We start from the raw sequence: 2,812 nt of genomic DNA, 5'->3' as shown, positions 1-2,812 counted from the left end.
TAATTATGAACAGCTACTTATCAGGCATTAACGCAGTGAAACCTTCTCCAATTTCCCGCCAGCCGGAAGACAAAGTATTCCTTCCGCAACTTTCTCGTCTGCGAGGTATTTCTTCCACTCTATCTTCTTCCAGTCCATCCGGTCTGTGCACTGCGCCACAGGGATATGGGGAATGGCAGAACCGTCTTTTACCAGAATAACTACCGGCAATGTGCCGCATTCAATGTAGTTCCAGCCCGGAGCGTAGGTTTTTCCCGTCTGGTAATCTATCCATTTCTGCTTGCCGGGGATATAGACGTTCCGTCCGCTTCCGTTTTCCAGCATAGGAGCTACAAGCAGGTTCCCGCCCAACAGATACTCATCTTCCACCAGCCATGCGCCGGGGTCGTTGGGATATTCAAGCAGCAAGGCGCGCATCATCGGCCAACCGTTTTCCGTACACTCTTTAGCCTGTGCATATATGTATGGCATTAGCTTGTATTTCAGTTCGGCGCATTGACGGAAGTAATCGGTGAACTTCTTTCCGTAATGCCACGGTTCGGTGGGAGGCGCTCCGTGGACACGGCTATGAGATATCAGGAAGCCGAAAGGCAACCAGCGCCGGTACAGTTCTTCGGATGTTTGGGTAACAAACCCGCCTATGTCATTGCTCCAGAAGCAGAAACCGCTAAGCCCGATGGACAGTCCGCTGCGAATGGTGCCTTCCATCCCGGTGTTTGTGGTTGCGGCATCGCCTCCCCAATGTAGCGGATAGCGTTGTGAACCTGCCCAGGCGGAACGCGCCCAGATGATGTTTTCTCCATGTATCTTCTTCGTTATCTCTGCTACCGCACGGTTATAGCGTAGCGGATAAAGATTGTGTTCGTACAATCCCGAACGCCCGTTTGCATAAATGGCATCCAGTGGAGCGCCTTCGCCGAAGTCTACTTTAATGGCGCCCACTCCCATTTCGATGAGGTTGCCCAGCTTTTCCTGATACCAGGTGATGGTTTCGGGGTTGGTGAAGTCGAGTACAACATCTTCGTAAGGCAGTTGTCCTTTGCCATTGCGTACGTACAAGCCTCGTTCTATCAGTTCGGGGAAGAATTTGTTCTTCGGAGTGAAGTAGGGCAGTTGCCACAGGCTGGTGCGGAATCCCTGTTCTTTCAGGTCGCTGAGCATCTGCCGCGGGTTGTCGAAGCGTTCCGCCGCAAAGGCATAGTCGCATTGCCAGTCTGTGCCGAACCAGCCGGTATCGAAGTGTATCACGTCGCTCGGGATTTTATTATCACGCAGTTTTTTGGCTACTTCACGCCCTTCCGCTTCGCTGAAGTAAGTGATGCGGCTCATCCAGGTACCGAAAGACCACAGCGGAGGCATCTCCGGACGTCCCACCAGGGCGGTGTATTCGCTTAGGATTTCTTTCGGTTCGCCGAAGAAAATGAAGATGTCCATCGCCTCATCTGCCATGAACAGCTTGGTGGCGCCGATGTATGTATTGCCGAAATCGCAGGTTACAGGTGCCGATGTATGCATAAACATGCCATAGCCGCGCGAACTCATGAAGAATGGAATGGGTTTGTACATATCCGGACTTTCAGGTCCTTGCGGGTCGGTGACGAACAGGTTAACCTTTTGTCCCGCTTTGTTCAGTGCGGTAGGCGATTCGCCGCAACCGTATATCTTCTCGCCCGGTGAGAGGCTGAATACGGGGTTGATGCTGCGTGAATTGTCCGAACCGCGTTTCATAAAGCTGAATGGAGGAACTTTGATTTGTGTGGAGTCGTTGTCGCTCCAGCAACGGGTCTGCGTCAGCAGTTTGCCGCCGGTATCTTTCAATACCAGTCGCCACGGATAGTTCTCGATGATGAGGCTTCCGTATTCTGAACTGTAGACGGTTTCCTTGTCTGTGCGGGTCACTTTCCAATTGGCGGAACCGTTGGCGGGTTTACCTGCTAACATGGGAGAGTCTTCTTCTTTCGGAACAACAGGTGTAGTGAGCATACGGATGCGGAGTGTACGGGCATTGACCGGCTCGATGCTGAACGATAGCTGTGGATTATTGTCGTAAGCGGCATCGGGAAAATCGAGTGATTTCAAGGGCTGATGCAGATAGGTATTCGCATTGAAAGCCTGGCGGGGCATCAATTGCTGGCGTTTCCACTGTACGGCGCCTTTGCCTGTGGCGGTGTCCAGTGACACGAGGCTGTCGGCAAAGAAATACGTGTTACTGAGATCCAGAAACTCCTGGCTCATGTCTTTGGACTGACTAAGGAGGTACTGTACACCTTGATTTGTGCTCAACTGAGCATACATGGGCATATAGGTTCCTGCAAGAATGAAGAGCATTGCGGTCTTCAACAAAGATGTTGGCTTCATAACATTACTTGATTTTTGGTTACGATTTATCTGACGTAAAAGTAGGCAATAAATCATAAAACAAGCCCCACTCATGTTGATGAATAGGGGCTTGTTTGAATTGATACAGGTATGTTATGTTTCAGGGAGAGGGATAAAATGTTTTATGGCTGTTCGTATGGTTATCCCAAGCCCGGCATTGGTTCTATCTCTATTTAAGAGTATCGGCTTTAGCTCCTTAACTCCTAACGAAGTGATAGCTCCTTTCACTCCTACAGTATGAATAATAGGGTTTGCTGAAATATCTAAATGATAATGAATAGTCGTCATTTATGTTCATTATGATAGTATTATCACGCTTTTTGTAACATGCCTTGATTTATAAATTCATCTTTTAGCATGCTTGATGAATAAACAAAGAATAATGATGCACTATTTATGTGCATTATTGCATATTTACAAGCTATTTATGCAA

1 protein-coding gene is annotated in these 2,812 nt (G+C 48.9%); it reads right to left on the bottom strand.

Going from position 1 to position 2,812, the window contains the following annotated elements; genetic code table 11:
- Positions 1-27: 27 nt before the first annotated feature.
- Positions 28-2,358 (bottom strand): alpha-xylosidase, encoded by a 2,331-nt coding sequence (locus B2Z67_RS00920; RefSeq protein ID WP_291527938.1) that lies wholly within the window; start codon positions 2,356-2,358, stop codon positions 28-30.
- Positions 2,359-2,812: the final 454 nt, after the last annotated feature.

The sequence above is a fragment of the Bacteroides sp. UBA939 genome (assembly GCF_002293435.1).
Classification (GTDB): domain Bacteria; phylum Bacteroidota; class Bacteroidia; order Bacteroidales; family Bacteroidaceae; genus Bacteroides.
The sequence above is the reverse complement of the archived record's forward strand: the minus strand, read 5'-3'. Positions and strand labels throughout refer to the sequence as shown.

Bases quoted from the DNA above. Each gene is read 5' to 3' on its own strand.
- B2Z67_RS00920 (WP_291527938.1), bottom strand. From the start codon at position 2,358: ATGAAGCCAACATCTTTGTTGAAGACCGCAATGCTCTTCATTCTTGCA.